27 protein-coding genes, 1 tRNA gene, 1 pseudogene and 1 riboswitch are annotated in these 26739 nt (G+C 67.6%); of the genes and pseudogenes, 17 read left to right on the plus strand and 12 right to left on the minus strand.

Annotated elements, in window-relative coordinates:
- Positions 1 to 113: 113 nt before the first annotated feature.
- The 5 genes from OKA11_RS16735 to OKA11_RS16755 all read left to right on the plus strand — a co-directional run bounded on the left by OKA11_RS16735 (position 114) and on the right by OKA11_RS16755 (position 6116).
- Positions 114 to 2804, plus strand: a complete 2691-nt coding sequence (locus tag OKA11_RS16735) for a TonB-dependent receptor domain-containing protein (RefSeq protein WP_267222367.1) — start codon at positions 114 to 116, stop codon at positions 2802 to 2804.
- 124 nt (positions 2805 to 2928) lie between these two features.
- Positions 2929 to 3060, plus strand: a riboswitch (yybP-ykoY riboswitch).
- Between the two features lie 58 nt (positions 3061 to 3118).
- A complete protein-coding gene (locus tag OKA11_RS16740; protein ID WP_267222369.1) occupies positions 3119 to 3709 on the plus strand; it encodes a TMEM165/GDT1 family protein in 591 nt (196 codons plus the stop codon).
- 113 nt (positions 3710 to 3822) lie between these two features.
- Complete coding sequence (locus OKA11_RS16745; RefSeq protein ID WP_267222371.1) at positions 3823 to 4230, plus strand: Rap1a/Tai family immunity protein; 408 nt, start codon at positions 3823 to 3825, stop codon at positions 4228 to 4230.
- 77 nt (positions 4231 to 4307) lie between these two features.
- The gene (locus OKA11_RS16750; protein ID WP_267222373.1) at positions 4308 to 5315 is read left to right on the plus strand and encodes an LLM class flavin-dependent oxidoreductase; all 1008 of its coding nucleotides are present in this window, start codon (positions 4308 to 4310) and stop codon (positions 5313 to 5315) included.
- An 18-nt stretch (positions 5316 to 5333) separates the two neighbouring features.
- On the plus strand, positions 5334 to 6116 hold the full coding sequence (locus tag OKA11_RS16755; RefSeq protein WP_267222375.1) for an IclR family transcriptional regulator: 783 nt from the start codon (positions 5334 to 5336) through the stop codon (positions 6114 to 6116).
- A gap of 3 nt (positions 6117 to 6119) precedes the next feature.
- Here the strand turns inward: OKA11_RS16755 and OKA11_RS16760 are convergent, their stop codons facing one another.
- Both OKA11_RS16760 and OKA11_RS16765 read right to left on the minus strand, forming a co-directional pair.
- Positions 6120 to 7187 (minus strand): glycosyltransferase family 4 protein, encoded by a 1068-nt coding sequence (locus OKA11_RS16760; RefSeq protein WP_267222377.1) that lies wholly within the window; start codon positions 7185 to 7187, stop codon positions 6120 to 6122.
- On the minus strand, positions 7184 to 8083 hold the full coding sequence (locus OKA11_RS16765; RefSeq protein ID WP_267222379.1) for a UDP-2,3-diacylglucosamine diphosphatase: 900 nt from the start codon (positions 8081 to 8083) through the stop codon (positions 7184 to 7186). The genes OKA11_RS16760 and OKA11_RS16765 overlap by 4 nt, the downstream gene beginning before the upstream one ends.
- Before the next feature lie 330 nt (positions 8084 to 8413).
- On the opposite strand from OKA11_RS16765, the gene OKA11_RS16770 reads away from it, so the two are divergent.
- Positions 8414 to 9088 (plus strand): response regulator transcription factor, encoded by a 675-nt coding sequence (locus OKA11_RS16770; protein WP_267222382.1) that lies wholly within the window; start codon positions 8414 to 8416, stop codon positions 9086 to 9088.
- Between the two features lie 99 nt (positions 9089 to 9187).
- Here OKA11_RS16770 and OKA11_RS16775 read toward each other — a convergent pair whose 3' ends face one another.
- From OKA11_RS16775 to OKA11_RS16805, 7 genes and pseudogenes are all read right to left on the minus strand, one after another.
- Positions 9188 to 9664 (minus strand): outer membrane beta-barrel protein, encoded by a 477-nt coding sequence (locus tag OKA11_RS16775; protein ID WP_267222384.1) that lies wholly within the window; start codon positions 9662 to 9664, stop codon positions 9188 to 9190.
- 170 nt (positions 9665 to 9834) lie between these two features.
- Complete coding sequence (locus OKA11_RS16780) at positions 9835 to 11268, minus strand: methyl-accepting chemotaxis protein (RefSeq protein ID WP_267222387.1); 1434 nt, start codon at positions 11266 to 11268, stop codon at positions 9835 to 9837.
- Positions 11269 to 11549: 281 nt separating this feature from the next.
- On the minus strand, positions 11550 to 12137 hold the full coding sequence (gene ssb, locus OKA11_RS16785; protein ID WP_288805359.1) for a single-stranded DNA-binding protein: 588 nt from the start codon (positions 12135 to 12137) through the stop codon (positions 11550 to 11552).
- Between the two features lie 113 nt (positions 12138 to 12250).
- The gene (gene feoB, locus OKA11_RS16790) at positions 12251 to 14095 is read right to left on the minus strand and encodes a ferrous iron transporter B (RefSeq protein ID WP_267222390.1); all 1845 of its coding nucleotides are present in this window, start codon (positions 14093 to 14095) and stop codon (positions 12251 to 12253) included.
- A gap of 104 nt (positions 14096 to 14199) precedes the next feature.
- Positions 14200 to 14427: pseudogene (locus tag OKA11_RS16795) on the minus strand (FeoA family protein); the annotation flags it as partial.
- Positions 14428 to 14567: 140 nt separating this feature from the next.
- Positions 14568 to 15233, minus strand: a complete 666-nt coding sequence (locus OKA11_RS16800; protein ID WP_267222395.1) for a COQ9 family protein — start codon at positions 15231 to 15233, stop codon at positions 14568 to 14570.
- A 67-nt stretch (positions 15234 to 15300) separates the two neighbouring features.
- Positions 15301 to 15942 carry an ankyrin repeat domain-containing protein gene (locus OKA11_RS16805; protein WP_267222397.1) on the minus strand — a complete coding sequence of 214 codons (642 nt, stop codon included), beginning with the start codon at positions 15940 to 15942 and terminating at the stop codon, positions 15301 to 15303.
- Between the two features lie 131 nt (positions 15943 to 16073).
- Here OKA11_RS16805 and OKA11_RS16810 point away from each other — a divergent pair, with 131 nt between their 5' ends.
- Genes OKA11_RS16810 through OKA11_RS16835 form a run of 6 tightly spaced genes read left to right on the plus strand, consistent with a single transcriptional unit; the run spans position 16074 to position 20100 of the window.
- Entirely contained in the window at positions 16074 to 16706 is a 633-nt protein-coding gene (locus tag OKA11_RS16810; protein ID WP_379489353.1) for an SCO family protein, read from the plus strand.
- A 19-nt stretch (positions 16707 to 16725) separates the two neighbouring features.
- On the plus strand, positions 16726 to 17241 hold the full coding sequence (locus OKA11_RS16815) for a YcgN family cysteine cluster protein (protein ID WP_267222400.1): 516 nt from the start codon (positions 16726 to 16728) through the stop codon (positions 17239 to 17241).
- 2 nt (positions 17242 to 17243) lie between these two features.
- Entirely contained in the window at positions 17244 to 17969 is a 726-nt protein-coding gene (locus tag OKA11_RS16820) for a M48 family metallopeptidase (RefSeq protein ID WP_267222402.1), read from the plus strand.
- Positions 17970 to 18002: 33 nt separating this feature from the next.
- On the plus strand, positions 18003 to 18530 hold the full coding sequence (locus OKA11_RS16825) for a hypothetical protein (RefSeq protein WP_267222404.1): 528 nt from the start codon (positions 18003 to 18005) through the stop codon (positions 18528 to 18530).
- Complete coding sequence (ribD, locus tag OKA11_RS16830) at positions 18527 to 19498, plus strand: bifunctional diaminohydroxyphosphoribosylaminopyrimidine deaminase/5-amino-6-(5-phosphoribosylamino)uracil reductase RibD (protein ID WP_267222405.1); 972 nt, start codon at positions 18527 to 18529, stop codon at positions 19496 to 19498. The genes OKA11_RS16825 and ribD overlap by 4 nt, the downstream gene beginning before the upstream one ends.
- On the plus strand, positions 19483 to 20100 hold the full coding sequence (locus OKA11_RS16835; protein WP_267222407.1) for a riboflavin synthase: 618 nt from the start codon (positions 19483 to 19485) through the stop codon (positions 20098 to 20100). The genes ribD and OKA11_RS16835 overlap by 16 nt, the downstream gene beginning before the upstream one ends.
- 192 nt (positions 20101 to 20292) lie before the next feature.
- On the opposite strand, the gene OKA11_RS16840 is transcribed toward OKA11_RS16835, so the two are convergent.
- The 3 genes from OKA11_RS16840 to OKA11_RS16850 form a co-directional block, all read right to left on the minus strand.
- Positions 20293 to 20832, minus strand: coding sequence for a GNAT family N-acetyltransferase (locus tag OKA11_RS16840; protein WP_267222409.1), 540 nt, complete (start codon positions 20830 to 20832; stop codon positions 20293 to 20295).
- A gap of 1 nt (position 20833) precedes the next feature.
- Positions 20834 to 22012, minus strand: coding sequence for an amino acid aminotransferase (locus OKA11_RS16845; RefSeq protein ID WP_267222411.1), 1179 nt, complete (start codon positions 22010 to 22012; stop codon positions 20834 to 20836).
- Between the two features lie 212 nt (positions 22013 to 22224).
- Positions 22225 to 23034, minus strand: a complete 810-nt coding sequence (locus OKA11_RS16850; protein WP_379489352.1) for a DUF1134 domain-containing protein — start codon at positions 23032 to 23034, stop codon at positions 22225 to 22227.
- A gap of 312 nt (positions 23035 to 23346) precedes the next feature.
- On the opposite strand from OKA11_RS16850, the gene OKA11_RS16855 reads away from it, so the two are divergent.
- From OKA11_RS16855 to OKA11_RS16875, 5 genes are all read left to right on the plus strand, one after another.
- Positions 23347 to 23438, plus strand: a tRNA-Ser gene (locus OKA11_RS16855).
- 208 nt (positions 23439 to 23646) lie between these two features.
- The gene (locus tag OKA11_RS16860; protein WP_267222413.1) at positions 23647 to 23913 is read left to right on the plus strand and encodes a hypothetical protein; all 267 of its coding nucleotides are present in this window, start codon (positions 23647 to 23649) and stop codon (positions 23911 to 23913) included.
- On the plus strand, positions 23913 to 24512 hold the full coding sequence (locus OKA11_RS16865; RefSeq protein ID WP_267222416.1) for a hypothetical protein: 600 nt from the start codon (positions 23913 to 23915) through the stop codon (positions 24510 to 24512). Before OKA11_RS16860 ends, OKA11_RS16865 begins: the two co-directional genes overlap by 1 nt.
- A gap of 137 nt (positions 24513 to 24649) precedes the next feature.
- Positions 24650 to 25387 carry a response regulator transcription factor gene (locus OKA11_RS16870; protein ID WP_267222418.1) on the plus strand — a complete coding sequence of 246 codons (738 nt, stop codon included), beginning with the start codon at positions 24650 to 24652 and terminating at the stop codon, positions 25385 to 25387.
- Complete coding sequence (locus OKA11_RS16875; RefSeq protein WP_267222420.1) at positions 25387 to 26712, plus strand: ATP-binding protein; 1326 nt, start codon at positions 25387 to 25389, stop codon at positions 26710 to 26712. Before OKA11_RS16870 ends, OKA11_RS16875 begins: the two co-directional genes overlap by 1 nt.
- Positions 26713 to 26739: the final 27 nt, after the last annotated feature.

Raw genomic sequence — 26739 nt, forward strand, 5'->3', positions numbered from 1 at the left:
GACCGCCTGCGATTTCAGGGGGGCGGTCCTTCGCGGCCGCTCCCCTTTATCGCATCGGATCCATAGCCGACGCTCTGCCAACGAAATTTCCAAGTGTTCCAGGGGGACCAGACATGACCACGCCGCGGCTCGCATCGCTGCTGCTGCTTTCCACGACGATCCTCACGCCGAGCCTGGCGTGGGCGCAGGACAGCACCGCCACCACCACCACCGCCGATGCCGCCAGCCCGCAGGACGGGACTGATGAGGGTCAGGCCCCCGACATCTCGGTCCCCGGCGGCGCGATCATCGTCACCGGCCAGCGCAGCCGCAACGTCATGCGCACCGCCCCGCAGGTCATCTCGGTGCTCTCCACCGAGGAAATCGCCCGTACCGGCGAAGGCGACATCGCCGGCGCCCTCGGCCGCGTGACCGGCCTCTCGGTGGTCGGCAACGGTTACGTCTACGTGCGCGGCCTGGGCGACCGCTACTCGCTGGCGCTGCTCAACGGTTCGCCGCTGCCCAGCCCCGAGCCGCTCAAGCGCGTGGTCCCGCTCGACCTCTTCCCCACCAGCATCGTCGCCTCCTCGCTCGTCCAGAAGAGCTATTCGGCGAACTTCCCCGGCGAATTCGGCGGCGGCGTCATCAACCTCACCACCAAGGCGATCCCCGAGGAAAGCTTCCTCGAGTTCGGCGGCGGCCTGGGCTGGGACACCGAGACCACCAACAAGCTGGGCTACACCTACTACGGCTCGAAGACCGACTGGACGGGCTGGGACAACGGCAACCGCTCCATCCCCTCGGCGCTGCAGGACTACTTCGGCAGCAACCAGGTGATCAATCCGACCGGCGACCTGGCCAAGGAACTGGGCGGCATGCTGGTGAACGGCCGCAACGCGGTGGTCCAGAAGGATGACCACGTCCAGCCGAACTGGTCCGCCGACATCTCGGCCGGCACCCGGTTCGATCTCGGCGGCGCCACGCTCGGCGTGATCGCGGCGGCGGGCTATTCGAACAAGACCCAGACCAAGCAGATCACCCAGCAGCGCGCCCAGGGCGTGACCGCCGATCCCGACCAGCTGTTCGAGAACTTCACCGCGGTCAACACCGACAACCGCGTCGTCGCCAATGCCCTCGTCGGCATGGGCCTGGAGTGGGGCGAGAACTCGATCCGCTGGACCAACGTCTATATCCACGACACCGACAAGCACACCGGCCTGCGCCTCGGCAAGCGGGAGAACAATCCCAATGCCGACTACATGGAGCAGACCACCGCGTGGTACGAGCGCCAGCTGATCGACACCCAGCTGGTCGGCGAGTTCAAGCCCGCCGATGACACCACGATCGACCTGCGCGCCGGCTACGCCAACTCGAAGCGCCTCGCGCCCTACGAGATCAATGCCGAATACCTGCGCACCAACACCGAGGCCGATCCTTACGGCGAATACTTCGTCAACCGTCTCGGCAACGGCAACCAGGACCCGACGACGATCACCTTCTCGCGGCTCAACGAGAATGTGTGGTCGGCAGGGGCCGACGTCTCGCACCAGTTCGCGCCGGGCTGGACCGGCACGGTGGGCTATGCCTACCAGATCAACTCGCGCACCAACACGCGCCGTTCCTTCGCGATCTACGCCAATGGCGACCAGACGCAGATCTCGAACTTCGGCCTGCTGCGGCTCGACGTGCTGCTCCAGCCGGGCACCTGGTATCTGTCGGACAACGGCGTCAACTACGGCCTCGAACTGCGTGAACCCGATGCCTCGACCGCGCAGTTCGATTCGCGCCTGCTCAACCACGCCTTCTACGGCAAGCTCGACGGCCAGCTGACCGACGCGCTGTCGTTCGACCTCGGCGTGCGCTGGGAATATGCCAAGGAATCGACGATCCTGCGCCCGATCGGCGCCGCCCCCAGCAAGGCGACCGACCTCAAGAACGAGTACTTCCTGCCCGCGCTGACGCTGACCTACGAAGTCCAGCCCGGCATGCAGGTGCGCGCCAGCGCGTCCAAGACGCTCGCCCGCCCGCAGTTCCGCGAACTGCTCTACCAACCCTACTTCGACCCCGACAGCAACCGCACCTACCAGGGCAACCCGTTCCTCGAGGACAGCCAGCTCTACAACGCCGAAGCGCGCTGGGAATGGTACTTCGCGCCCGACCAGCGGGTCGCGGTGGGCGGTTTCTTCAAGCGGATCGACAATCCGATCGAATCGTTCCTGACCGGTTCGGAAACCTTCATCACCTCCTACGCCAACGCGCCCAAGGCCAACCTCTTCGGCGCCGAGGTCGAGTTCCAGAAGTACGTGCCGCTGGACAGCTGGGGCGGCCTGTTCGAGACCCGCCGCCTGCTGCTGCTGGGCAACTACACCTTCACCAAGTCCGAGCTGAAGGTGAAGGACAGCGACACGGTGCGCATCTACGGCGCCGGCACCGGCACCTCGCTCGCCACCGACTACTTCACCGATGGCGCGCCGCTGACCGGCCAGTCCAAGCACATCGCCAATGCCCAGATCGGCTTCGAGGACACCGAGAGCCTGTCGCAGCAGACGATCCTGTTCAACTACGCCAGCAAGCGCGCGGTCAGCCGCGGCCTTGCCAACTCGGGCCAGCCGGACATCTTCGAATACCCCGGCCTCACCATCGACCTGGTGATCCGCCAGGGCATCAAGCTGTCGGAAAACAAGCAGATCGAGCTGAAGTTCGAAGGCCGCAACCTCACCGGGCGCAGCCATCAGGAATACCAGCAAATGGAAGACGGCAAGGTCAACTACAACACGTACGACCAGGGCCGCGTGTTCACGCTGTCCGCCTCGGCCAAGTTCTGATTGCCTTTCTCACCGGGAGGCCCTTGCCCTCCCGACGGCACCTCAAGGCCCGGTCGCTTCATGCGGCCGGGTCTTTTTTCGCCGGTTTTTTTCTTTGCACCCTTCGCGCAGGCAGGCTATGCGCCGCCCCGTCATCTGGGGAGTAGCCGCCTGCGTCCCCGCAGGACCCGTCGTCAACATACTTGGTCGAGAGACCATGGCGCACGGGAGGACGGATCACCGTCCGGGCGAGACCAATGGCGTTGCAGCTCCGTCCGGCCGGGCGGGTTCTGCCGCGCTATTGTCTTGTCTGTCGCCCGGCCCGGAGATTGCATTTGCCCGTCCTCTTCTCGTCAGCGCTGCTGACCTCGACCGCGGTGGTCGCCCTTGCCGAAATCGGCGACAAGACCCAGCTTCTGGCCATTGTCCTCGCCACCCGCTTCAAGAAGCCCTGGCCGATCGTCGCGGGCATCTTCGTGGCGACCATCGCCAACCACTTCCTCGCCGCCCTCGTCGGTGAACAGGCCTCGGCCTTCCTCGACGGCCAGTGGTTCCGCTACCTGATCGCCCTCAGCTTCATCGCGATGGCCGGCTGGACCCTGATCCCCGACAAGTTCGACGAGGACGACGAGCCCAAGCCCAGCCGCTTCGGCCCCTTCATCGCCACCGCCATCGCCTTCTTCCTGGTCGAGATGGGCGACAAGACCCAGATCGCCACGATCGCGCTCGGCGCCCGTTTCCAGAGCGTGATCCCGGTCATGGCCGGCACCACCATCGGCATGATGATCGCCAACGTGCCTGCCGTGTTCCTCGGCAACGCCCTCATCAAGCGGGTGCCGCTCAACGTGGTGCGCACGGTCGCGGCCCTGCTGTTCCTGGTGATCGGCCTCTGGCTGCTGGCCCAGACCGCCGGCCTGCTCGGCTAAATCAGCTCGGTTAAATCAGCTCGGCCAAAGCGGCTGGGCCTTTTCCGAAGTCGGCGGGAACATGCGCGGTTCCCGCCGATTTACCGGAACGTGAACAAGGAAGACCGCCGCCGATGAACTCCGCAAGACTGGCCTGCATCGCCGCCTGTGCCGCGCTCGGTCTGGTGCCGATCACCGCCAGCGCGGGCTTCTACAGCGGCGATGACCTCTACAAGACCTGCTCCGTCCCCAAGAAGGACAAGACTTACGTCGAGCACTCCTACGAGTGCATCGCCTACATCACCGGCGCCGTCGATGCGTTCAACACCACCCGCGAGGCCAACAAGCTCAAGAGCTGCATTCCCGCGGACGTGACGATCAGCCGCCTGCGCGAGGTGACCCTGGCCTATCTCGAGGACAATCCCCGCAGCCTGAGCGCGCCTGCCTCCTCGCTGGTCTTCACCGCCACCCGCAAGGCCTGGCCCTGCCCCGCCGCGACACCCGCGAAAAAGCCGGTGCCGGTGAAAAGAAGAAAGCGATGATCGCCCCGGCGCCCTGCCCCCCGATGTTCCGCGCCGCCGCCCCGCGCTAGGCTCGCCTCCGTAAAGGGAGAGCGCGCGTGCGGGAACTGGGCTTCGGATACCTCTACGACATGCGCAATCCGGCGCCCTGGCACCGCCCGCCCGAGGCGCTTCATGCCGAAGTGCTGGACGTGATCGCCGAGACCGAGGCGCTCGGCTTCGACGGCGCATGGGTGCCCGAGCATCATCTCGCCGAGGATGGCTACATGACCTCGCCCATGGTCCTGCTGGCCGCCATTGCCGCGCGCACGAAACGGATGGCATTGGGATCGGGCATTGCGCTGGCCCCGCTCTACGAGCCGCTGCGCTTTGCCGAGGATTGCGCGGTGCTCGATGCGCTGTCGGGCGGGCGGCTGAGGATGGGCCTCGCCATCGGCTACCGGGCGCGCGAATATGCCGCGCACGGCCTCGATTTCCGCCAGCGCGGCGCCCGTTTCGACGAGTTCCTGCAGGTTGTCCGCCGGCTCTGGGCGGGCGAGACGGTGGACTTTGCCGGCGCGCATTTCCGGCTGGACGGCGCCCGCATCGCCGCCCTTTCCAGCCGGGGACAGGTTCCGCTCTACATCGGCGGCTTCGCCCCCAGGGCGATGGAGCGCGTGGCCAGATATGGCGACGGCTACTTCGGCAATGCCGAGGTCTGGCCGCTCTACCGGCAAAAACTGGAGGAACAGGGCAAGGACCCGGCCGAAGCGCATGTCTGGGTGCAGGAACTCACGCTGGTCGTCGCCCACGACAAGACGGCAGCGATGGAGGAACTGGCGCCGCATTTCCTCCACGTCACCAATTCCTACGCCGCGTGGATGGCCGAGGACAGCGCGGTGGGCATCGACGATCCGGCGATGAAGGCGATGGACCTCGAGAGCTTCAAGGCCAGCGGCGCGCTGCGCATCCTGACGCCCACCGAGGCGATCGACCATTTCCGCCGCCTGCGGGAACAAGCGCCGGTGGAGCATGTGACGATGATGATGCCGCCCGGGCTTCCGGCGGAGCGTTTCCTTGCCTATGCCAAAGTCTTCGCGGACGAAGTCATTCCCGCGTTTCGGTGAGGCAGGATGGCAGACGGTATGCAAGTGACGGAGCGGCGGGCGGCCTCGCCGCAGTCGGTAACGCGGGTGATCCGCCTGCTGGAAGCGCTCTGCGCCAGCAGCGAGCCGGTGTCGCTGGCCGATCTCAGCCGCCGCCTCGCCACCCCCAAGAGCAGCCTTGCCGCCCTGCTGCGGGGTCTTGCCGAGGAGGGTTTCGTGATCGGCAGCGACGCCATGTGGCGGCTCGGCCCCGGCGCTTTCGGGCTGGGCAGCGCGCTCACCGAGGCGCGGCGGCGGCTCCAGAGTTCGGACCTCATCCGCGACGGCATGCGCCGCCTCAGCGCCGCCAGCGGCGAGACGGTGCTGCTCGCGGTCGGCGAACCGCAGGGCGAGAGCATGACCTATGTCGACCTTGTCGAAAGCGCGCATGTGGTGCGTTATCTCGTCGCCATCGGTGATCGGCGCCCGTTCTATGCAACGGCAGGCGGCCGCGCGCTGCTGGCGACCTGCTCGGCCGAGGCGGTGGAGAGCTATCTCAAACGGCTCAATGCCCAGCGCCTCGCGCCGACGACTCTGGTGGACCGCGCCGGGCTGCGCGCGGCGATAGAGGCGGCACGGGAGCAAGGCTACGCGCAGACGGTCGATCAGGCGGCGCAAGGCGTTACCGGCACCGCGGCGGTGATCCGCGATGCGGCGGGGCAGGTCGTCGGCGCACTGGTGATCGCCGCGCCGACCGCGCGCGCGCAAGACCGGCTGGCGGAGCTCGCACAGCTGGTCGTGGCGGAAGCGGCGCAGATCTCGCGCAGCCTCGGGTTCCGCTAGAGCTTACGCCGCGCTGAGCAGTCCGCGATCGCCTTCGAGCGCCGCCGTCAGCGCCGCGAGGAACTGATCGGTGGCGCGCTCCCACGAGAATTGCGCGCCAAGCGCGGCCGCATCCATGCGTTCGACCTTCAGGGCCGCGCGGATGGCCTCGGCAAGGTCTTCGTCCACGCCGCCCGCCGGACGGGCCAGCGGTTCGTCCCCCCCGCAGCCATCATGGCCAAGGATGTCGACCGGCCCGGTCACCGGGAAACTCGCAACCGGGGTACCGCAGGCCAGCGCCTCGATCACCACGAGGCCGAAAGTGTCGGTGAGGCTGGGGAACACGAAACAATCGGCGGTGCGGTAGGCGCTCGCCAGTTCCTTGCCCGCCAGCGCGCCGAGGAAATGGACCTGCGGATAGCGGCGCTTCAGGCTTTCCAGGGCGGGGCCGTCGCCCACCACCACCTTGCTGCCCGGCACATCGGCGTCGAGGAAGGCTTCGAGGTTCTTTTCCGGCGCCACGCGCCCGACATTGAGCATGACCGGCCCCGGCAGCGCGGCCATCAGTGGGTGGCGCGGACCCTCGGCGCGGAACAGGGTGTGGTCGATGCCCCGGCTCCAGCGGCGGGTATGGCCGATGCCGCGCGCTGCCAGTTCGCTGGCCATGCTCTGCGTCGAGACCAGCACCGCCTGGCTCGGGGCATGGAAGCGCTGCATGATCGGCCAGAACCGCTCGGCGCTGATGCCCGTGCGCACCGCCGCATATTCGGGAAAGCGCGTGTGGAAAGCCGAAGTGAACGGAACCCCGCGCGCCAGACACCAGCCGCGCGCCGCCCAGCCGATCGGGCCTTCGGTGGCGATATGGACGATGTCGGGCCGCGTCCGGTCGAGCATGCGCCGCACCCCGAAACGCGGCGCCATGGCGAGGCGGATCGAGGCATAGCCCGGCATCGGCACCGTCAGGAACAGGTCCGGCGTCAGCGTATCGACTTCGTGACCGCGCCGGGTAAGCTCATCCAGAGTGGTGGTGAGCGAGCGGACGACGCCGTTGACCTGGGGAAGCCACGCGTCGGTCGCCAGCGTCAGCTTCACTCGGCGGCCTCCAGGAGGGCGTCCGCCGGGGCGGTGTGCCCTCCGGTTTCCGCGATCCAGTCGAGGATCGAAAGATGGCCCGCCGCGTCTTCCACCAGCGCGGTGCAGCTTTCCACCCAGTCGCCGTCGTTGTAATAGGTGATGCCGCCGAATTCGCGGATTTCCGCACAGTGGATATGGCCGCAGACCACGCCGTCGAAGCCGCGGTTGATCGCTTCGGTCGCCACCGCTTCCTCGAAGCTGCAGACGTACTGGACGGCGTTCTTGACCTTCTTCTTCATGTAGGCCGAGAGCGACCAGTAAGGCATCTTCAGCTTGCGGCGCACCGCGTTGAACACGATGTTCGCCCGCAGCAGCGCGCCGTAGGCCTTGTCGCCCAGGAACGCGAGCCACTTGTGGTAGAGCACCACACCGTCGAAGGCGTCGCCATGCGTCACCAGCAGGCGGCGGCCGTCCTTCGTTTCGTGCACCGCTTCCAGCACCAGCTCGACGCCGCCGAAGGTGAGGCCGGCATAGTCGCGCAGCATCTCGTCATGGTTGCCCGCCACGAAGACCACGCGGGTGCCGCGGTGCGCCATCTTGAGGATGCGGCGGATCACTTCGTTGTGCGCATCGGGCCAGTACCAGCCCTTGGACAGCCGCCAGCCGTCGACGATGTCGCCCACGAGATAGAGCGTCCTGCACTCGACCGAGCGCAGGAAATCCACCAGCATCTCGGCATTGCAGCCGCGCGTGCCGAGGTGGATGTCGGAAATCCACACGGTTTCGTACTTGCGCTTGGGACGGAACCCCTTGGGATCGGGCAAGTCCAGCCAGGCCGGAATATTGCCGCCGCCATCACCGCCACCAAGGCCGTAGGCACCGCGTTCGAGAAGAGCCTGCATGTCGTTGCGCATCGATCCGGACCCCGTTTCTGCCCCGTTCCAGCTCTGTCATATTTCGCATGGACGCGTTGCGCGGGCGTGACGGTTGCGGGTCACTTCGATGACAGCGGCAGCCACGGGCAGATCGCCCTTCAAACTACGGCCAATTTCTTGGGCATGTCATTGATATGTCACTTGCCCGTCACACTGACGCGGCAATTACCCGCTCGCAACATCGCGCAACAAGGGGCTGGAGCAGCTTGCGGACCGATCGCATCGGTTCGAACACTCCCGTTTCCCGTTGTCGCATTTTCCACGTCATCGGGTGTTCCGCCCGATGCGAAAAAACGCTCCAGGGGGGTCATGAAGCGGATCGATATCTTCCTGGCATGCGAGCTTTCCGGCGGACTCGCGGCCTTTCGTCATGACGATTTCGACGTCGTGCTGCACCGCTGGCACGACAGCGCAGACCTGCCGCTGATCGAAGGCGCGCTCTGGGTGTTCATCGACTGGGTGCTGCCCGAAATGTCCGGCCTCGAACTGTGCCGCCGCCTGCGCGCCGATGGGCTGACGCAGAATGCCCATGTGACGATGGTGCTGGAAGAGGACAACCAGGAAGACCGCAAGCGCGCGCTGCGCATGGGCGCAGACGACTATATCGTCGGCCCGCTGACCCGCGGCGCCCTGCTCGACCGGGTGCTGGGCGCCAATATCGGCGAACAGGAAAGCATCGGACTGCGGGTGCTGGCCCAGGGCGAACTCTCGGTCGACGTCGCCGCCTTCCAGGCGCGCTGGCAGGGCAAGCCGATCGCGCTGATGCCCAACGAGCTACGCCTGCTGCGCTATTTCATCGAGCACCCCGGCCGCGTGTTCACCCGCACCCAGCTGATCGCCGCGCTCGGCAAGCAGGAACCGGCGGTGGACGAACGCACCGTGGACGTGTGGATCGGCCGCCTGCGCCGCGCCCTCAAGGGCGTGGGCGCGGGCAACCCGCTGCGCACCGTGCGCTCGCTGGGGTATGTCTTCGATACGGCGTGAAGCCGTTTGCGATCCGGCTGTATCGGATCACCGGCTCCACGCTTCCGGTTTTACGCGTTTTCCGAGCCGTCAGGTGATTCCACCTGAAGGGAACACTCTCTAGAACTTGTAGCCCAACCCCACAGCGACCATGTCGGCATCGGGTTCGCCGTCACCGATCAGCACATGCTTGTATTCGAGCTTGGCGTAGACCTGCTCGTTGAGGTCCTGCTCCCAGCCGGTGCTGAGGCCGACGGCGCTGCCGCATTCGCGGCAGTCCTTGGTCTGCCAGTTCGCCGCCGCATAGAGCTTGGCGCCCGGCAGCACGCGGGCGCCGACACGGCCGCCCACGCCCCAGACCACGCGGGTATCATCGGCAAGCGTCTTTTCCGCAAGGCCTTCGGCGCCGACGAAGAAGCGCTCGCCCAGATCGACGTCATAGCCCACCGCCGCACCGGCAACGGCATTGGTATCCCCGCGGTTCCAGATCACGCCGCCGGTGCCTTCGACATAGGCCTCGTCGGCAAGCGCGGGAGTGGCGAAGGTAGCGGCGGTCGAAACGAATGCCGCGCAAAGCAGCAGGGGCAGATGGCGCATGATGAAACCTCGGATAGCCGGTGCGCCGCCCGGAGGAGGTATAGGGCCGGGCAGCGCTGGCGCCGCCTTAGACCTTGCGAGTGTAAGATAACATTGCTGATCCCTGCCCGACACTTGCAGTTTTCGGAAGCCGGACGCGGGGAGGTGATTCCACCTGATTAGAAAATGCTCTAGAACTCCGCCCAGTCATCCCCGGAAGGGGCCGGGCTCAGGGCGAGATTGCCGCTGACCGGCGGCAGCGCTGCAAGGCGCGGCGCCGGGCTGGCCGGGGGGGCGGAGGCACTCACCATAGCCGGTTGCGACGACACCGCACGGCGAGCCGAGGCCTTCGCGCCCCCTTTCAGCCGGAAGCGCCCGGTCAGGCCCGAGAGTTCCTCGGCCTCGGAGGCCAGGCTGCGGGCGGCAGCCGCGGTCTGCTCGACCATGGCGGCGTTCTGCTGGACCATCTGGTCCATGCTGATCACGGCCTTGCCGATGTCGCCCAGGGTATCGGCCTGCAGTTCCGCGCCCTTGGCGATGGCATCGACCAGTGCGTTCACCTCGGCGATCTTCGTGCCGATCCGCTCCAGCATGCGGCCGGTCTGCCCGACCAGGTCGACCCCCTGGCTCACCTGGGTGGAGGAATTGGTGATGAGCGCGCGGATGTCGCGCGCGGCGTCGGAGGAACGCTGGGCCAGTGCCCGCACTTCGTTGGCGACAACGGCAAAGCCCTTGCCGGCATCGCCCGCGCGCGCCGCCTCGACCCCGGCATTGAGCGCCAGGAGATTGGTCTGGAAGGCAATGCCGTCGATCAGGTCGATGATCTGGTTGATCTCCAGCGAACTCTTCTCGATCGCCGCCATCGCCGAAATGGCACTGCGCACGACCGAGGCGCCCTCGTCGGCATCGCCGTGCGCGGCGCTCACCGCGTTGCGCACGTCGGCCGCGCTGCGGGCCGTATCGTCGACCATGCCGGTCACATGCTTCATCGAGGCCGTGGTCTGCTCCAGCGTCGCGGCCTGCAGTTCGGTCCGTTCGGCCAGGTCGTCCGAGGCGGCGCGGATCTCCGCCGAGCCCGAGCGCACGCATTCGGCCGAGGCGACCACTTGCCCCATGCTCCCCTCGAGACCGCCGACGGTGCGGTTGAAACTCGCCCGCAGGCCTTCATAGGCCGCGGCGAAAGGCTGGCCGAGCTGGGTCGTCATATCGCCCTGCTCGAGCCCCGAAAGGCCGCGTTCGAGGCCCTCGACCACGGCCTGCTGTTCGCCCGCGCTGCGCTGGACTTGCGCGGCATTGTCGCGAAACACCGCCATGGCCTTGGTCATGCGGCCCACGCAGTCGTTGTGGTCGGTGAAGTGGATGGGGCTGGAAAGATCGCCGCCCGCCAGCGCCTCCATGCGCACCACGGTCTCGACATAAGGGTCGCAGATCAGCCTGCCGCTGATCCGGACCGTCACCAGCCCGCCCACCAGCGCCAGCAACGCGCAGCCGATTCCGGGGGCCATCCAGCCGAATGCGGCAAGGGCAGCCCCAAGCAGGCCCACCAGCCCCCAGAGCCCGTGAAGATAAAGCAGCGCCCGGAACTTGGCGCGGATCGGAGCCTCTTTCTCAAACCAATCGAACATGCCTGCCCTTCCCGAACCACCAGATCCTGACTTGCGCCAGATCTCGCGCGCAGCTTGCCGAAGGCGATCTGCAAGACAGCGATTTATCGGGTATTTGCAAAGGATTGGCGCGCGCCATGCTAGGGGCAATCATGTAGTGGACAGCGCCCTGGAGCGCGTAAACGCCCAACCGGCATCGCCTCCCCGGTCTGTCCGCCGGACGCCCGAACGAACTGCGCCGGGCACAAAAAAGGCAGCGTTTCCGCTGCCTTCTTGTTTCGATCCGGTCCGGCAAAAGCCGATCAGAATGGGATGTCGTCGTCGAGGTCGTCGCCGAAGCCGCCGCCCGAGGACGAAGGCGTGCGGCCCCATTCGTCGCCGCCGCCCGAAGAGCCACCCGACGAACCGCCCGAACGGCCCCAGTCGTTGCCGCCCGACGAACCGCCGCCCGAACGGCCACCGCCGCCATAGCCGCCGCCCGAGGAACCGCCTTCATTCCAGCCGCCGCCGGAACCGCCGCGAGCGCCGCCGCCGCCCTGCGCGCCGTCGAGCATCGTCAGCACGCCGCCGACGCCGCCGACCGAGACTTCGGTGGTGTAGCGGTCATTACCGTTCTGGTCCTGCCACTTGCGCGTGCGCAGCTGGCCTTCGATGTAGATCTTCGACCCCTTGCGCAGGAACCGCTCGACCACGCCGACCAGACCTTCGCTCTGGATCACGACCGAGTGCCACTCGGTGCGTTCCTTGCGCTCGCCGGTGGCGCGGTCCTTCCAGCTTTCCGAGGTCGCGATGCGCAGATTGGCGATGCGGCCGCCGTTCTGGAACGACTTCACCTCGGGATCGGCACCCAGGTTGCCGATCAGAATGACCTTGTTGACACTGCCTGCCATGATGGAATCGCTTTCTTCTGAATTTTGCCGAACGGCGTAGCGAATGGGGACCGGCGATGCGAGTCTGCCTCCCCCGGTTTTCTACAGGCCCGGTTTTCTACAGCCCCGGTTTGCTAAAGCCCGGCGCTCACTGCGATCCAGTAGGTCGCCCCCGCCGCGATGTAGGCCAGGCCGAACAGGTAGGCGAGCATGAAGGCCGGCCACTTCCAGCCGTTGGTCTCGCGCCGGGTGACGGCGATCGTCGACATGCACTGCGGCGCGAAGACGAACCATGCCAGGAACGCGAGGGCCATCGGCAGGGTCCAGCGCCCCTTCAGACGGTCGCCCAGTTCGACGGCCTGCTTGTCCTCGTCGTCCCCCGCATCGACCGCGTACGTCGTCGCCAGCGACGAGACCGCCACCTCGCGCGCGGCCATGGCCGGGATCAGCGCCAGCGCCATGTCGCGGTTGAAGCCGATCGGCTCCACCACCACGGCAAGGCCATTGGCGATGTGGCCAGCGATCGAGGCATCGACCTGGCTCTCGCCGGGCTTGGCCTGCGGGAAGTTCAGCAGCACCCAGAGCACCACGGTGACGGTGAAGATGATCCCGCCCGCCCGGCGCAGGAAGATCCAGGCGCGCTGCCAGAGGCCCAGCGCCATGTCCTTGAGGCGCGGCAACTGGTACTTGGGCAGCTCCATGATGAAGCCCGAAGCCGCGCCCTTGGTGACCGTGCTGCGCAGCACCAGCGCCACCACCATGGCCCCGACGATGCCCGCCACGTAAAGCGCGAAAAGCACCAGCCCCTGGAGATGCACGCCGCCGCCCACGGCGGTGTTGGGGATGAAGGCGCCGATGATCACCGCATAGACCGGCAAGCGCGCCGAACAGGTCATCATCGGGGCGATCAGGATCGTCGTCAGGCGGTCCTTGGGATCGGTGATCGAACGGGTCGCCATGATGCCGGGAATGGCGCAGGCGAAGCTCGACAGCAGCGGGATGAAGCTGCGCCCCGACAGGCCGACAAATGACATCATCCGGTCCATCAGGAAGGCGGCCCGGGCCATGTAGCCCGAGGCCTCCAGCGCCAGGATGAAGGCGAAGAGGATGACGATCTGCGGCAGGAACACGATCACCGCGCCAACGCCGGAGATCACGCCGTCGGTCAGCAGGCCGCGCAGCAGGCCGGGCGGCAGCGCCGCCTTGACGCTGTCGTGCAGCCAGCTCGCGCCGGCATCGAGGGCATCGGCGAAGGGCGTCGCCCAGGCGAACACCGCCTGGAACATCACGAAGAACACCGCCATCATGATCAGGAAGCCGAACCAGGGGTGCAGCAGCACCTTGTCGAGCCGCGCGTGCAGGCGGTGGCGCTTCGATTCGGAGAGGATCGCCGCATCGGCCATGGCATGGGCGGCCACGCGGCGCTCGGTCGCGCCGAGCGCGGTGAGGCCGGGGCCGGGATGGCGGGTTTCGGCCGACGCGATCGCCTCGGCCAGTTCGACAAGGCCGCGGCGGCGCACGGCGACGGTCGAGACGACCCGCACGCCCAGCTCTTCCTGCAGCACGGCCGGGTCGATCACCAGCCCGTCGCGCTCGGCAAGATCGACCATGTTGAGCGCGACCACGGTCGGCTTGCCCAGCGCCAGCACTTCCTGCGCAAAGACGAGGTGCTGTTCGAGGTTGGAGGCGTCGAGCACCACCACCAGCACGTCGGGCGCGGCCTCGCCGGTGAACTGGCCGGCGATGACCTTGGCGGTCACTTCCTCGTCGGGGCTGGTGGCATCGAGGCTGTAGGCGCCCGGCAGGTCGGTCATCTCCACCGGTTCGCCGGTCGGCAGCACGAGGCGGCCGGACTTGCGCTCCACGGTGACGCCGGGATAGTTCGCGATCTTCTGGCGCGCCCCGGTCAGGGCGTTGAACAGCGCGCTCTTGCCCGCATTGGGATTGCCGACGAGGGCGACCTTGCGCTGGCGGCTCATGCGGCCACTCCTGAACTGGCGGGGCTGGCGGGGCTGGCGGGGCTGGCGGCAGCGGCGGCGGCCCCATCGATTTCGGTTTCGGCCTGGACCTTGTCGAGCGGCAGCACCGTCATCGCGCGGGCATGGGCGCGGCGCACCGCCACGATCATGCGGCCGACGGCAATGGCGACCGGGTCACGGCCGACAAAGATCCCGCGATGCGCGATCGAGACCCGCGCGCCTTCCTCGAGCCCGAGCGCGCGCAGGCGGCGCGCCTCCTCTTCAACGAGGGCATTCCAGTCCACCGAAACGATGCGGGCGTACTGGCCGATAGGAAGCTGGTCGAGAGTCATGCGGGCTGCGCTGCCAGATTACCGATTCAATTGCAACTTGTTCGCAATAGCCTGCTTAGCCGGACATGTCTGTCGCTATTGCTGCAATCGAAACGGCAGGAAATAGCGAAACCCGGCACCGCAAGGCTACCGCAAGCGGGTCAGCGCGCCGGATAGCGCAGGCGCCCCATCAGCCGCACCAGGCTGATCCGCTCCTCGCTCGGGCGCAGCCATTGCGCCTTGGCCTTCTCGAAGCGCATGATGCCCTCGATCCGGCGGTCGAGGAACGCGCGGGTCTCGGCCTTGGGGCCGACCGCATCCTCGCTGGTGTCGCTGGCGAAGACCTTGAGCGTGGCGGCATAGATCGCGCCGAGGATCGCCCGCTTGGTATAGTGGTTGTAATCGGTGGCGGTATCCCCGGCGAGACGCCACATGGCGTCCGCGCTGTGCCAGCCCAGGCGCGTGGCGGCGAGCACGTTGCGCGGCATCGCCATGATCGCCAGCGCCCGGCTGAGCGCTTCCTCGCGTCCGGCCACGGCATCGAGCCGGGCCATGACAAGACGGCGGATCCGCTCGCGAATCGGCAGTCCGGCCAGCGATGCCGCCGGGACGCGGCGCGCCATCTCGGCATCGACATGGGCGATCCACGCCGCAATCATCGCCATCTGGCCTTCCGCGAAGGCATAACGGGCCAGTTCGGGATCGACCCCGGCGAGGCACGCAGCCTCGTCCACCGCCTTCACGCTCCAGCCGTCGAATGCCGCGGCATCGGCGATGGCCGGGGCAAGCTGGCGCCGCAGCGCCTCCAGCGTCTGAGGTTCTTCCATCACTCTGTTCCTTCGCGCCGGCACCATCCGGCCGGCCAGTATTCCGCTACGGCGTGGTGCCCCACGGTTACATCACGGGTCCGTAAACCGCCTTGGGCTTGCTGCCCTTGGCGCCGAACTGCTCGATCACTTGCGCCAGCTGGCTGGTCTTGCCCGCCTCGACATTGGCATACTCGCGCGCGCTGCGGCCCGAGTTGTCGGCGCGATCGGCGCTGGCACCGGCCTGGAGCAGGGTCTTGACCATGTCGACGTCCTTGCGGTGCACCGCGAAGATCAGCGGCGTCTCGCCCGCGTCGTTGGTGGGATCGGGCTGGGCCTTGGCATCGAGCAGCTGCGCCACGCCTTCGCGCCAGCCGAGGCTGACGGCCAGCTGCAGCGGGGTGCGGCCATGGTCGTCCGACGCATTCACGTTGGCGCCCTTGCCGATCAGGTAGGCCAGCCAGGTGAGGTCACGGCGCTGGGTGACGATGTGCAGGCCGGTCTCCCCGGTCGTCACGTCCTTGGCGTTGACGATCTGGCTGTTGTCCATCAACGCCTTCTCGACCTTTTCGCCTTCCTTCTTCTTGACCGATTCGAGGAACTTGTAGCCTTCCGAATAATCGGCATGGGCAGGCGAGGCGAGCGTCATGCCGGCTGCGAGCGCGGCCAGCCCCGCAGCGAGGATCCGGCGCGAAAACCCTGTGGCGTTCCCGGAGATCGTCTTCGACACGTTTGATTATCCTTCCAGACTGGGTCCACGGCGCCGTCCGGGCGGCCCGTCCGTCTCCGACGCCGGCCCCGATGCGCCGTCAAATCGCACCCTTGCACGCGCGGCTCTAGCAGAGCATGAAGCGCGGCGCCATGACCTACCTTTCCCCGTTTCGCCGGCTGCTTGCCGTTTCCGCATCCGCGCCCATGCTGGCCCTGACCCTGGCTCTGGCCTGCGCCGTGCCGCTGGCATCCTGCGGACAGGGCCGCGAGGAGCATCCGCCGCTCGAAGGCGCGGAAATCGGCGGGCCGTTCACGCTCTTCGACAAGGCCGGCAAGCCGCATACCTGGGATTCGTTCAAGGGCCAGTGGCGCATCGTCTACTTCGGCTACACCTTCTGCCCGGATGCCTGCCCGATGGACGTCCAGGCGATGATGAAGGGCTTTGCGCTGTTCACCAGGGACCACGCGGCCGATGCCGCCAAGGTGCAGCCGATCTTCATCACCATCGACCCGGCGCGCGATACGCGCGAGATCGTCGGCCAGTGGACCGGCGCCTTCGGCCCGCGCCTGCTCGGCCTCACCGGCAGCGCCGCACAGGTCAAGCAGGCCGCCGATGCCTTTGCGGTCTACTACAAGAAGGGCGAGAACACGCCCGGCGGCTACCTGATGGACCACAGCCGCATCGCCTACCTGATGGACCCCGACGGCAAGCCGATCGCCATGCTTCCGGTGGACAAGGGCCCCGAGGCGGTGGCCAGCGAACTCGCCAAATGGGTGAACTGAGCGTAGAATTCGCGCCATCATGACGACGAACGGGGAACGACCCTTCTGGGAGCGTCCGCTCCACACCCTTGACCGCGGCGAGTGGGAAGCCCTCTGCGACGGCTGCGGCCAGTGCTGCCTGCACAAGGTGGAAGATGCCGACACCGGCGAGATCTACCACACCAATGTCGCCTGCAAGCTGCTGAACCTCAAGACCGCGCAGTGCAGCGACTATCCGGGGCGCCGCAAGATCGTGCCCGATTGCCTCAAGCTCACCCCGGAATCGGCGGGCAAGCTCTCGTGGCTGCCGCCAAGCTGCGCCTACCGCCTGCGCGCGGACGGCGATCCCCTGCCCGAATGGCACTATCTCGTCAGCGGCGACCGCAATACCGTGCACGCGGCGGGCATGTCGGTGGCAGGCAAGGCGATCAGCGAGACCGTGGCGGGCCCGCTCGAGAACCACATCGTCTGGCCCTATGGCGAGGACGAGATGGAGGACTGGGAAATCGAGGCCGAGGGCCCCGCCCCCTGGGCCAGCGAGCAGGAGAGCCGATAGGCGTGCTCGACTGGCTGCGCCGCGCTCCCGACGAAGACCCGGTGGTCGAGATCGCCGGACGGCAAGTGCCCATCCTGATCCGCCGCCTCGCCAATGCCCGGCGCATGACCATGCGGCTGGCACCGGACGGCAGCGAGATCCGCATCTCGGTCCCGCGCTGGACCCGCACCGAGGATGCCGTCGCCTTCGCCCAGTCCAAGCGGTCCTGGCTGGCGATCCAGATCGAGGCGCTGCCCGAAGCGAAACCGCTGGCCGACGGCACGCCCCTCTCCTTCCGGGGCGAGATGCTCGTCGTGCGCCATGATGCCGCCTACCCCCGCCGCCCGGTGCCGGACGACGGCGAACTGCTGGTAGGCGGCCCGGAATCCTCGCTGCCCGCACGGCTCAAGCGCTGGCTGGAAACCGAGGCGCGCACGCTGCTGGCGGATGATCTTGAACATTACTGCGCCGCGGCCGGGCAAGCCGTGCCCGCGCTGGCGCTGTCGAGCGCCAATCGCCGCTGGGGCTCCTGCGCGGCGGACGGATCGATCCGCATCAACTGGCGGCTGATCATGGCGCCCGATTCGGTGCGCCGCTCGGTCGTAGCCCATGAAGTGGCCCATCTGGTCCACTTCGATCACTCGCCCGCGTTCCATGCCTTTCTGGCAAAAATCTTCGAAGGCAGCGTGCCTTCGGCCAATCGCTGGCTGAAGGAAAAGGGTCGCAGCCTCTATGTACCGTTCGGGTAGCGTTCAAGCGCATTAACGCCTACATAGCGGCCCATGGGTCTACTGAAGCGCACCGGATACTGGAAAGACGTCAATCCCGTCGGCATGATCGCGGATTTCCGCGCGGTCTGGAAGCAGGCCGGGCACAACCGCTGGCGCATCGCCGCGGTCTCGGCCGCCTGCACTTTCGGCGTGTTCTACCTGATGGTGAACCAGGAGGCCAAGGGCCCGCACCTGCCGCCCAAGGTGACCTGGATCACCGTGCTGCCCGAACATCGCAGCGATGCCGAGATCATGGCCTCCAACCTCGACAACCAGAAGCGCAAGGAAGCCTGGGCCGCCGAACTCGCCCGCCGCGACAAGGACGTGCGCGAGATGTACAAGGTGATCGGCCGCTATTCGGGAATGGACGTGGACAAGATCGCGCGCGAGGCCGAAGCCGACGAAGCCGCCCGCAAGGCCGCCGAGGCCAAGCGCATCGGCGCGCCGAAGCTGCCCGAAGGCGTGACGATGCCCAAGTACGACGAACAACCGGCCGCGTCCGACACATCCGCGCAATCGCAGACCCAGCAACAGCAGTGAGCGACGCTCGCTGGCTCGCGGCGGCCGCGGCGCTGGCCGCGCGGGCACGCCCGGAGAGCCGCCCCAACCCCGGCGTCGGCGCGATTCTGGTGAAGCATGGCAAGGTCATCGCGCGGGGCTGGACCCAGCCGGGCGGCCGCCCCCATGCCGAAGCCGTGGCCCTCGCCGCTGCCGGGGAGGCCGCACGCGGCGCCGTGCTCTACGTCACGCTCGAACCTTGCGCCCACCAGTCCGCGCGCGGCCCTGCCTGCGCCGACCTTGTCTGCGCCTCGGGCGTGGCGCGCGTGGTGATCGGCTGCATGGACCCCGATCCGCGCACCTGCGGCGAAGGCCTCGCTCGCATCCGCGCGGCCGGGATCGAGGCCGCGTACCTGCCTTCTCTCGCCTGCGCGCGCAGCCTGTCCGGCTACCTCGTTTCCAGGCGCCTCGGCCGCCCCGAAGTGACGCTGAAGCTGGCGCTCTCGCTCGACGGCTGCATGGCCATGGCAAACGGCGAAAGCCAATGGATCACCGGACCCGAGGCCCGCGCCCACACCCATGCCATGCGCGCCAGGGCGGATGCCATCCTTGTCGGCGGCGGCACGCTGCGCACCGACAACCCGCGCCTCGACGTGCGCCTGCCCGGCCTCGCCGCGCGCAGCCCCGAACGCTGGGTGCTGACCCGCGGCGCAGCGCCCGACGGCTGGCGCGCCCTGCCCTCGCCCGAGGCGATCGGCGCCATGGAAGGCGTGCAATACCTCTTCATCGAGGGCGGCGCGGTCACCGCCACCGCCTTCCTTGCCGCAGGCCTGGTCGACCGCCTGCTGCTCTACCGCGCGCCGATCCTGGTCGGCGGCCGCCCGGCGCTCGGCGACTACGGCCTCGCCCGACTTGCCGATGCCCACGGCCGCTGGTCGCTGACCGAGCGGCGCCGGCTTGGCAGCGACACCCTCGAAGTCTACGAAAGCAGCCTATGTTCACCGGAATAGTCACCGCCGTCGGCCAGATCCGCGAAGCCCGCCAGTCGGGCGACTTGCGCGCCGTCATCACCTGCCCCTGGGACCCCGCCGGGATCGCCATGGGCGCATCGATCGCCTGCTCGGGCGTGTGCCTCACCGTCATCGACAAGGGCGGCGTGGAAGGCGACGCCTGGTTCGCAGTGCAGATTTCCGCCGAATCGGTCTCCCGCACCGTGTCCGGCCGCTGGGCGGAAGGCACCGCGCTGAACCTCGAACAGGCGCTCAAGCTGGGCGACGAACTGGGCGGACACATCGTCACTGGCCATGTCGACGGTGTCGGCACCGTCGTCAGTATCACCCCCGAGGGCGATTCGCTGCGCTTCGTGATCGCCGCTCCGGCAGAGCTCGCCCCCTACCTCGCGCCCAAGGGCTCGATCACGGTGGACGGCGTCTCGCTGACCGTGAACGACGTGGCCGACCAGAGCGACGGCAGCTGCCACTTCATGCTCAACATCATCCCCCACACCGCCGAAGTGACGACCATCGGCGCGCTCAAGGCCGGTGACGGGGTGAACCTCGAAATCGACGTGCTGGCGCGGTATCTGCAGCGGATGCAGTCGCTTCGCGGGTGAAGGATTGAAGAATTAAAGCAGGGGGTTAATACCCCCTGCACCCCCAATACCGTCCAGGTCACGCGGACCAACCGCGTTGCGCGCCCACGGCAGCGTCGGGAGACTAATTGGCTGCGCCGCAGGGAGCGCCCCCCGAATCCGCGCGCGCAACGCAGACGGTATGGGGGGTGCAGGGGGTATTAACCCCCTGCTCTATCCCTTGTTTTTCAAAGGCCCCGCCGCGAAACTCTCGCGCGTGATCTCATAGATCACGTGCACGCCCATCACACCGCAAGTCTCGCGCTCGAAAGAGCGGTCGGTCAGCCGCCCGCCGATATGCTCCATGGCCTTGCGCGAGATCACGTTCTGCGCGCCGACCTTGAAGATCACCCGCTCGAAATGCGCCAGCGCGTGGGCCAGCATCAGCCGTTTCATCTCGGCATTGAAGCCGCTGCCCCAATGGGCGCGGGCAAGGAACGACCAGCCGATCTCGATCTCGCCAGCTTCGGGCGAGCCGTAGCGGCTGGAGCCGATCACGGCTCCGCTCTGCTTGTCGATCACGGCGAAAGCGCCGCCGCCTTCCAGCGCGTCGGCGAAGAACTGGCGGAACACCGGTTCCTGCCACCGGTCGTGGGCGGGGTGGACCGCCCAGACCTCGCGGTCGGATGCGACCGCGTAGAGAGCATCCCAATCGTCTGCGCGAAGGGGACGCAGGACCAGCCGGTCCCCTTCGAGGACCGGCTGGCGATCCATTTTACGCAGTCACGTCCGCAACGGCGGCGATGAACTTGTCGATGTTGCCCATCGTCAGGCCCGCCACGTTGATGCGGCCCGAACCGGCCATGTAGACGCCGTGCTTGGTGCGCATGGCAAGGACCTGGTCCTTGTTCAGCGGCACGATCGAGAACAGGCCGTTCTGGCCGCCCATCGGCGTCAGGTCGGCCGAACCGGCAGTGCCGGCCTCGGCAAGCTTGGCACGCACTTCGCGCATGCGCTCGCGCATCTCGTCGAGCTCGGCGAGCCAGTCGGCGGTCAGCGTCTCGTCTTCGAGGACGAGGCGGACAGCGGCGCCGCCATGGTCTGGCGGCTGCGACCAGTTGGCGCGGGCAAGGTTGTGGCCGTTCGACATCACGCGGGCGAGGTCGGCGGGATCACCGACCATCGCGTAGAGCGCGCCGACGCGGTCGCGGTAGAGGCCGAAGTTCTTGTCGCACGAATAGCAGATCAGCGCTTCCGGCACGGCGGCGAGCACGCGGCGCAGGCCATAGGCGTCTTCTTCCATGCCCTTGCCCAGGCCCTGATAGGCGAGGTCGAGGATGGGCAGGATCTTCGCAGCGGCGATCAGGCCGGCGATCTCGTCCCACTGCGCGTTGCTGTAGTCGATGCCGGTGGGGTTGTGGCAGCAGCCATGCAGCAGGATGGCATCGCCTTCGCGGGCATCGGCGATGGCGGCGCGCAGCGCATCCATGTCGGTCGTGCCCGAAGCGAGCGCGTGGTTGAATTCAACGACTTCAAGGCCGAGGTCGGCGCAGATCTGGGCGTGGTTGGGCCAGCTGGGGACGCCGACGATGATGCGGCTGTAGCCGGCGCGCTTCACCATGGCGAGCGCGAGGCGCAGCGAGCCGGTGCCGCCGGGGGTCTGCATGCCTTCGATGCGGCCGCCCATCGAGGGATCCGCCTTGCCGAAGACATAAGGCATCAGCGCCTCGACGAAGCCCATGTCGCCCTCGGGGCCGAGGTAGGCTTTCGAGTCCTGCTCGGCGACGAGTTTGGCCTCGGCGGCCTTGATCGAGCGGAACACCGGAGTGTCGCCCTCACCGGTGCGGTAGACGCCGACACCAAGGTCGATCTTGTCCGCGCGCGGATCGTCGTTGTGGAGCTTGATCAGCGCAAGAAGCGCGTCGGCGGGCTGTTGCTGAAGGTTCGTAAGCATGGCGGGCGGGCCTTACTCCGCAGCGCCCGCCCGCGCAACCGGGATTGACAGGGAATTACCGCAAGCAGCCCGCGCAGTGGTGCAACGGCCACAAAACCGATGGCGCGAAGCAACTTTCTTGGCACAGACAGGGCAGCGCCGCCGAAACGGGCGGGTGCCCGTTTCGAACGAACGTCAGCCCGGATTAGTCAGTCCGGATTAGTCAGCCCGGATTAGAACGGCAGCCAGTTCTGCTTGTGCGAGAACTTCATGTAGCCGATGTTCGCGCCCAGACGCAGGCCCGCGCCTGCACGGACCGGGATCAGCACCACGTTGCCGCGGCGCAGATAGCTGACGGTGAAGCCGCCGATCAGATAGGCCTGCCCCTCGCCCGCGCCGAATCGGTGGTAGAGATCCTCGCTGTCGTAGAGGTTGTAGACCAGCACGAACGCATTGCCCGCATTGGCGCCCGCGTCGAAACCGATCGAGGGGCCGGTCCAGTAGACCGGCTGCTCGCCCTCGATCTTGTGATAGAGCGTGCCCGAGCCGTAACGCAGCCCCACGGCCAGCGCGCCGCCGGCCTCACGGCCAACGATGTAGCCGTTGGGCTCGCCCTGCTTGGCCAGCAGGTCCTTGATCAGATCGGCCAGCCCCTTGGCGCCCTTGCCGAACACGCCTTCGGCCGCGCCGATCAGGTCATCCTCGTGATACGTGCTGGAACTGTCCGCCGCCGCCGGGCCGCCATTAGGGCCGACCGGCGCCGGGGTGGTCGGGATGGGCTGGGCAGGAGCGGGCTGGATGGGGCCCTGGTCGACCGGCATGCCGTTGCCCTGGCTATCCACCGGGGCCTGCTCGGGCACCTGCGGCGTATGGGAATAGGTGGTCGGCGGCGTGCCGATGTCGGAATCGATCGCCGCGTCGGGATCGACCGTCGTCACTTGCGCCATGGCCGAGCCAAGCGGCGCGGCGAGCCCTGCCATCATCATGGCGATCCCCATGCCGATACGCAGGCGGCGTCCTTTGGCTGGCGTTTCGACTGTCATTTCCCTCGCTCCCCTGAGTAATCCGATTGATGCGATCCCGCGCCCGAATTCGGACTCCGCACACGCCGGGGGGCGGCGCATTGCGGCAAGACGCTAGCAGAGTGCACCCCGCCTGACCCTGCAATGAACGGTCGGCAGGGCGAGTCCGTTTCGCGACGGACCGAATCGGGCCTGAGCGCCGCCGAAACAATCCGTAGACCAAAACAGTCCACAGGCATTTTCCGAAGCGGATCGGCAAATGCGCAAATCCAGCGACATGCCCCTTGCCCGACCCTGAAGCCCTCGTTATAGGGCGCCTCCTAGCCGTAGCACGGAGACGTGGGTGAGTGGCTGAAACCAGCGGTTTGCTAAACCGTCGTACTCTTAAGGGGGTACCGAGGGTTCGAATCCCTCCGTCTCCGCCATGCGGCTTTCGGTTTCAGCCTTTTCCCTTCATACAGACAGCCAAGAGCAAACCCCTCCCGGGGAACGCAAAAGCCGCGCCTGCGCACGTGTGTTGCTGAACCGTTTCCAATAGTTTCGTTCCGGCAATACTTCGTTACAGAACCGTACGAAGCAGGACACGGAGCGTCCTCACATTCAGGGCCATTGCCAGTCTATGGAGACCTGAAAGTGACCAAGTTCCCCGTTCTCGCCGCTATTGCCTCGCTCTCGCTCGCCCTTCCCGGCGCCGCGATCGCCAACGAGACCATCGCCCACCTCAAGGGCCATCCCGCCGTTTCCGCCCCCAAGGCCAAGCGTACCGCCGCCGCGCGCGTGGCCTGCCACCCCGAACCGTCGAAGGGCCGCGACTGCCGCCACCGCGCGCTGCAGGCCGACGCCAAGGCAGCCGCCCAGAGCGACGCTGCGCAGCTCGCCGCCAACGAGAGCGCGCGCTGATGGCCCTGCGCGCGGGCGTGATCGGCATTCTCGGCGTGCCCGCGCTCCTGCTCGCGGGTGAAGCGGGGGCACGCGATGTCGTGCCCGCCGCAAGCCCGGCCGCGGTCATCGACGATCCGGCCCTGCCCCACGTCATCGCCACCACCCACAAGGCGGGCAAGCGCGGCCATGGCCGGGCGGCGGCGGGCAGCGTCGAGATCGGGCCTTCGCATCTGCGTGCCCATGTCGACCGCGAGAGCGGCGCGGTGCGCTGGCAGCTCTGGCAGGAAGTGACCCATGCCGGCCTCGCCCGCGACATGACCGCTCTGGCCCTCGACATCGACGGTGCCCCGGCCACGCTCACGCTCGCCCATGTCGAGCGCCAGCCGGAACGGTGCCCGACACAGGACGCGCTGGTCACCGCCTGCACCACCCGTGTCCATTATGCCTTCGACGTGCCTGCCGGCACGCTCGCCCGCATGGCACAGAGCCCGTCGCCGACCGGTCTTGCCCTGCGTGACACCATCGGCCGTACGTTCGAGGCCTCCATGCACCCGGCCGAAGCGGCCGGGATCGCCGACGCGGTTGCCGCACTGCAACCGCCGCCGGAACCCGAATGAAGGGGTGGGAAACGGCAATCGCTCCGTTTCCCACTATCCTGGATTTGCCAATCGCCGCCCTCCCCCCTACATCAGCTGACGACGAGACCATGATCCAGAGTGTCGCCCCCGTTTATCGCCACCTCGACGAAGCACCCATGTCCACACCCACGATCCTGCTCGTCGAGGACGACGGCCCCCTCCGCACCCTGACCGCGCGCGCCTTGCGCCAGAGCGGGTTCAACGTGCTCACCGCCGCCACCGGCGCGGAAATGTGGGTGACGCTGCGCGAAGGACCGGTCAGCCTCGTCGTGCTCGACGTGATGCTGCCGGGTACGAGCGGCTTCGACCTGTTCCGCCGCCTGCGCCGCGAGAGCGATGTGCCGGTGATCTTCATCAGCGCCCGCGGCAGCGAGGAAGACCGCGTGCTCGGCCTTGAACTGGGCGCGGACGACTATCTCGCCAAGCCCTTCAGCACCCGCGAACTGGCCGCACGCGTCAGCGCCGTGCTGCGCCGCGGCGGCTCCAGCACCGGAACCGACACCCCCGCTCCCGACGGCGTGGCCGACGGCCGCATGCCCGACGCGATCCTGTTCGACGGCTGGACGCTGTCGATGGCGCGCCGCGAGCTGCGCTCGCCGACCGGCGCGATGGTGGACCTCACCGGCGCCGAGTTCGACCTGCTGGCCACGTTCCTCGCCTACCCCCAGCGGGTGCTGGGCCGCGAACGGCTGATCGAGCTTTCGCGCGCACGTCTGGGTGACAGTTCCGACCGCAGCGTCGACGTGCTGGTCAGCCGCCTGCGCCGCAAGCTGCAGGGCGAAGGTGCCGAGCCGCCGATCGTCACCGTGCGCGGCGTCGGCTACATGTTCAAGGCCGAGGTCACGCGCGCATAATGGAACTACGCCGGTTCCGCCTGTTCCGGCGTTTTGGCCTCATCGAGCGGCTGATCGCGGTGCTGCTGCTGGTCATCCTCATCGATTTCATTGCCAATACGGTGCTGTTCGAGCGGGCCAGCTCGTTCGAACTGCGCCGCGACGATGCCGAGCGCATTGCCGAAAACCTGGTGCTGGCCAGCCGCGCGATCGAGCGTGCGTCGCTGGCCGACCGCCCCGGCGTGACCGGGGCCCTTTCCACCAAACGTTTCGTGCTCGAATGGTCGCCCCCCTCGCAGCGCCATCGCGGCTCGATCGGGCTGTCCAACTTGCGCGCGCAAGTGGTCGAGATCCAGCCGGAACTCGCCCATGCCGACCTCGAACTCCATCTCGAAACCATTCCCGGACGCGGCAACATCGGCGGCTCCTTGCGCCTGCCGGACAATTCGCTGCTGTCGTTCCGCACCCATGCCCGCGCCGCCTGGAGCCTGACCGCCGGGCGCGTGGCCAGCCTGCTGGTGCCGGCGCTGCTGCTGGTCTCGCTGGCCTGGCTGCTGCTGCGCGCCGCGCTCGACCCGCTGCGCTCGCTGGTGCGCGCCACCCGCAATCTCGGCGCCGGGCCGCCCAAGCCGCTGCCCGAGCACGGGCCTGAGGAGATGCGCGAACTGATCCGCGCGATGAACGAGATGCAGGAGCGCATCCACCAGTCGCTGCAGGACCGCACCCACACGATGCTGGCGATCGGCCACGACCTCAAGACCCCGCTCGCCCGCATGCGGCTGCGCCTCGACGACGGCGAGGTCGATCCAGAAGTGCGCGAGGGGCTCGACCACGACATCGAGGAGATGCGGATGCTGCTCGATTCGATCCAGGCCTATGTCGATACCGGCGGCGCCAATATCCCGGCCGAACGCATCGACCTTGCGGTCATGGCCGAAACGCTGGTCGACACGGCGGCGGATCGCGGCGCGAATGCGACCTATTCAGGCCTTTCCAGCCTCGAGATCATGGCCCGCCCGGTCTCGATCCGGCGGGCGCTGTCGAACCTCATCGAGAATGCCCTGCACTATGGCGGCAACGTGCGCGTCTCGCTGCGGCGCGACGGCGGCGCCGCGGAAATCACCGTGGACGACGACGGCCCCGGCATTCCCGAGGACCGCATCACCGACGCGCTCCAGCCCTTCGTCCGCCTCGACAGTTCGCGCGCGCGGGATACGGCGGGCATGGGCCTCGGCCTGCCGATCGTGCGCAAGGCGGTGCGCCTCGAAGGCGGCACCCTCGACTTGCGCAACCGCGCCGAAGGCGGATTGCGGGCAACGATCCGGCTGCCGCTGGAGCGGGCCTGAAGTTCGGGGCAGATTTCGGGTAAGGTG

The sequence above is a fragment of the Novosphingobium clariflavum genome, assembly GCF_026420865.1.
Classification (GTDB): Bacteria; Pseudomonadota; Alphaproteobacteria; order Sphingomonadales; family Sphingomonadaceae; genus Novosphingobium; species Novosphingobium clariflavum.

Coding starts and splice junctions, on each gene's coding strand:
- OKA11_RS16800 (WP_267222395.1), bottom strand. CDS start 15,233: ATGGAAGAACCTCAGACGCTGGAGGCGCTGCGGCGCCAGCTTGCCCCG.
- OKA11_RS16775 (WP_267222384.1), bottom strand. CDS start 9,664: ATGCGCCATCTGCCCCTGCTGCTTTGCGCGGCATTCGTTTCGACCGCC.
- OKA11_RS16850 (WP_379489352.1), bottom strand. CDS start 23,034: ATGACAGTCGAAACGCCAGCCAAAGGACGCCGCCTGCGTATCGGCATG.
- feoB (WP_267222390.1), bottom strand. CDS start 14,095: ATGAGCCGCCAGCGCAAGGTCGCCCTCGTCGGCAATCCCAATGCGGGC.
- OKA11_RS16770 (WP_267222382.1), top strand. CDS start 8,414: ATGAAGCGGATCGATATCTTCCTGGCATGCGAGCTTTCCGGCGGACTC.
- OKA11_RS16835 (WP_267222407.1), top strand. CDS start 19,483: ATGTTCACCGGAATAGTCACCGCCGTCGGCCAGATCCGCGAAGCCCGC.
- OKA11_RS16840 (WP_267222409.1), bottom strand. CDS start 20,832: ATGGATCGCCAGCCGGTCCTCGAAGGGGACCGGCTGGTCCTGCGTCCC.
- OKA11_RS16780 (WP_267222387.1), bottom strand. CDS start 11,268: ATGTTCGATTGGTTTGAGAAAGAGGCTCCGATCCGCGCCAAGTTCCGG.
- OKA11_RS16875 (WP_267222420.1), top strand. CDS start 25,387: ATGGAACTACGCCGGTTCCGCCTGTTCCGGCGTTTTGGCCTCATCGAG.
- OKA11_RS16745 (WP_267222371.1), top strand. CDS start 3,823: ATGAACTCCGCAAGACTGGCCTGCATCGCCGCCTGTGCCGCGCTCGGT.
- OKA11_RS16825 (WP_267222404.1), top strand. CDS start 18,003: ATGGGTCTACTGAAGCGCACCGGATACTGGAAAGACGTCAATCCCGTC.
- OKA11_RS16810 (WP_379489353.1), top strand. CDS start 16,074: ATGACCTACCTTTCCCCGTTTCGCCGGCTGCTTGCCGTTTCCGCATCC.
- OKA11_RS16735 (WP_267222367.1), top strand. CDS start 114: ATGACCACGCCGCGGCTCGCATCGCTGCTGCTGCTTTCCACGACGATC.
- OKA11_RS16755 (WP_267222375.1), top strand. CDS start 5,334: ATGCAAGTGACGGAGCGGCGGGCGGCCTCGCCGCAGTCGGTAACGCGG.
- ssb (WP_288805359.1), bottom strand. CDS start 12,137: ATGGCAGGCAGTGTCAACAAGGTCATTCTGATCGGCAACCTGGGTGCC.
- OKA11_RS16815 (WP_267222400.1), top strand. CDS start 16,726: ATGACGACGAACGGGGAACGACCCTTCTGGGAGCGTCCGCTCCACACC.
- OKA11_RS16870 (WP_267222418.1), top strand. CDS start 24,650: ATGTCCACACCCACGATCCTGCTCGTCGAGGACGACGGCCCCCTCCGC.
- OKA11_RS16845 (WP_267222411.1), bottom strand. CDS start 22,012: ATGCTTACGAACCTTCAGCAACAGCCCGCCGACGCGCTTCTTGCGCTG.
- OKA11_RS16865 (WP_267222416.1), top strand. CDS start 23,913: ATGGCCCTGCGCGCGGGCGTGATCGGCATTCTCGGCGTGCCCGCGCTC.
- OKA11_RS16765 (WP_267222379.1), bottom strand. CDS start 8,083: ATGCGCAACGACATGCAGGCTCTTCTCGAACGCGGTGCCTACGGCCTT.